Source organism: Streptococcus mitis, from assembly GCF_946190115.1.
GTDB classification, from domain to species: Bacteria; Bacillota; Bacilli; order Lactobacillales; family Streptococcaceae; genus Streptococcus; species Streptococcus mitis_CO.
Window position 1 is genome coordinate 1 of record NZ_CAMHZG010000033.1, and the last position, 2,698, is coordinate 2,698.

Annotated in this window: 3 protein-coding genes; all 3 read left to right on the top strand. The window is 32.1% G+C overall.

What is annotated here, in order from left to right:
- A partial coding sequence (locus N8L90_RS09240; protein ID WP_261025196.1) for an LPXTG cell wall anchor domain-containing protein occupies positions 1-718 on the top strand: 718 nt, incomplete at its 5' end.
- Positions 719-866: 148 nt separating this feature from the next.
- The gene (locus N8L90_RS09245) at positions 867-1,148 is read left to right on the top strand and encodes a hypothetical protein (RefSeq protein ID WP_261025198.1); all 282 of its coding nucleotides are present in this window, start codon (positions 867-869) and stop codon (positions 1,146-1,148) included.
- A 72-nt stretch (positions 1,149-1,220) separates the two neighbouring features.
- The gene (locus N8L90_RS09250) at positions 1,221-1,868 is read left to right on the top strand and encodes an HNH endonuclease family protein (protein WP_261025199.1); all 648 of its coding nucleotides are present in this window, start codon (positions 1,221-1,223) and stop codon (positions 1,866-1,868) included.
- Positions 1,869-2,698 lie beyond the last annotated feature (830 nt).

The following is a 2,698-nucleotide window of genomic DNA, read 5'->3' on the forward strand; positions in this document are numbered from 1 at the left end:
GGAAGATAAGGTCAAAGCGAAGAACCCAGGTAAGACTGTCACTGTAGGTGAAGATGGAACCGCAACGGTTACCGATCTAGAAATAGGAATTTCTCACGATATAGTCGGAGAAGAAATGACACTCATAGCACCGCCAACAGTTGAATTACCAGAATTCAACGGTGGAGTAAATGGAGAACTTCCAGATCCAGTAGAATTACCAAAAGTTAAGTTAATCATCACTAAATGGATTGATGAACAAGGTAATGAATTGAAACCAGCAGATGCGAAAGCTCCAGCAGTATTAGGTGAAGCGAATGAAGCATTAGAAGCAGGTGAAATTGCAGGTTATGTATTTGTAAGAACAGATGTTAATGAAGAAGGTGATGTTGTAACTCATGTCTTCAGAAAAGTTACTCCAACTAAACCAGAAGGTAATGGGGAACAACAAGGTGGAGATAACACACCACAACCAACACCTGAAGTACCAACTGATAACACAGAACGTAAACCTGAAACAGAAAAACCTACTGTGCCAGATACCAAACAGGCTGAACAACCAACTCAAACAGTTGATGCTCAGGTAGCTCCTTCTCAAAATCAAGCAGTATTGCCAAATACTGGTACGAAAGCAGATCGTGCTACAGGTGCATTAGGGGCTCTCTCTCTTCTTGGAGCATTTGGTTTGCTATTTGCTAAAAAGAAGAAAGACGATGAAGAAGAAACACGAAACAATTAAGATGAGTCATTAAATTGAACTGAAAATAGGTTGTGTTAATTCTTGGAGGAAGTAACGGATAGAAAGAAGTTTAAAAGCTACTTTCTATCCGCCTTTCTTTAGAATAAATGTAAGCGCTTTAATCAAGACGTAAAGGAGAAATTTTGATATGGTTAAATATAGATTAAAAGATATTTTGAGTAAAATAAACGGAACAAATTGGTATTGGAAATATAGTATTAAATATAATAATGTAATAACTTCAGGACGTGTTGATGTGATATATTACAATGGTACTTTATTAATAAGGTGGAATGAAGATAGCCTTAGAGCGCAATTTGGAGCTAATCCTCCATTAAGTTTTGGTGATAAAAGAGTTGTGGGTTTTGAAGATGATATGATTATTATCAGAGATGGCGGTTGGGAAATTAATTTAAATACACAATCATAGGATTTATTAGTTAAGATTTCCGAGCTAATACACTAAAAGTAAAAGAGAATTTGAAAGGGAGACACTGTAAGTATGAAAAATAATTATGATGATTATTTAAACTTAATGTTTGATAAAGGCATAATTGCAGATTTAAAAGGAAAAAATCAAGAAGAGAATCCTAGTTTAGAAAATGTTGATGAATTAGCTGATTATCTTATAAATTATGTGAAAAGACATTATACTATCTATGAATACTATGTTTCTCCAAATATCTCCAATTTTTATAGTAAGCATAGAAAGTTTACAAGATTCATTCTTATATGTCTTTCTTTATTTGATTCTGAAAGTGATATCAAAAGTCTTTTAAAAAAATATAAATTTAATGAAGATTCGATATGGGAAATCGAACATATTATTCCTCAAAATCAGTACTTCAATAAATTTAATAAAAAAAATTCTAAGCTGAAAAATAGAATCGGTAATCTGACTTTGTTAACCAAAAAAACAAATCAAGAGATTAGTAATGGATCATTTGCTAAAAAGAAGGAAAGTTTAACTTGTGAGGAAAAATATTTAAAAATTAATGATATATTTAAAATAGATAAAGTGCATATTTCAAAAAAAGATATATGTGAGCGAGAGAAGGAAATAAATAAATCTATATATGATATCTTTATAAAAGATAGAGGAAAATTATTGCAAGATAAATTACATGAATTTATAGATGCCCAAGGATAGAATCGGTGTTAATTGGCATTAAATTGCCTATAGATTTTAACTTTTCTCATCTTTTATAAAATCCATATCTTTCATACAATTTGGTGAGGTTTTACCTTTGCAGATTGTATAGAGTCAATGAAGATGCTGGGGAAAAAGTCTTGGAAATCAGAAGAACGCATAGTATCAGGTGTTGAACCTTGATATTATGCGTTTTATTGTTGGAAGATTTACTTCATTTTCTCCTGAAATTGAGTTTTTTGCCTAATATACCATTTGCTATAAAATAAGCGCAACCAAGTCATAACAAGGAATCTATCAGAATTTCCAAACTACCGGTAAATTAGATAAAAATAATTATCGGAGGAAAGGTATTATACTATGATGATTCAACTAAGCGATTTAGGTCAAGTTTACCTTGTTTGTGGCGAGACATATAGGTGGCAGAGAATAGACTCCTTAGTCTATTTAGTTAAAAGCTAATTGGAATTAGATCTCTTTTCAGGGCAGGGCTTGCTCTTTTGTGGTGGACGCATACGTTTTACCTGATATTTACTCGATATTCTCGAGAAAAATTCCAGGAGCTACAATGAATATAAATCAACTGATGTGATAGGAGATGATGGATTTATTTTATAGGTAGGGGAGGAATCGCTTTTTTTGTTCTTGATTCACTAATATAATAACATATTATGCATATTAAAAATTTTTAATTTTATTTGATGAGATAAACGGGTTTATAGTTGTTTAATTATGTCGAAAATGGTATAATTGAGCTGTGATAGCTGTGATAGCTGTGATAGCTGTGATAGCTGTGATAGCTGTGATAGCTGTGATAGCTGTGATAGCTG

Coding starts and splice junctions, on each gene's coding strand:
- N8L90_RS09245 (WP_261025198.1), top strand. CDS start 867: ATGGTTAAATATAGATTAAAAGATATTTTGAGTAAAATAAACGGAACA.
- N8L90_RS09250 (WP_261025199.1), top strand. CDS start 1,221: ATGAAAAATAATTATGATGATTATTTAAACTTAATGTTTGATAAAGGC.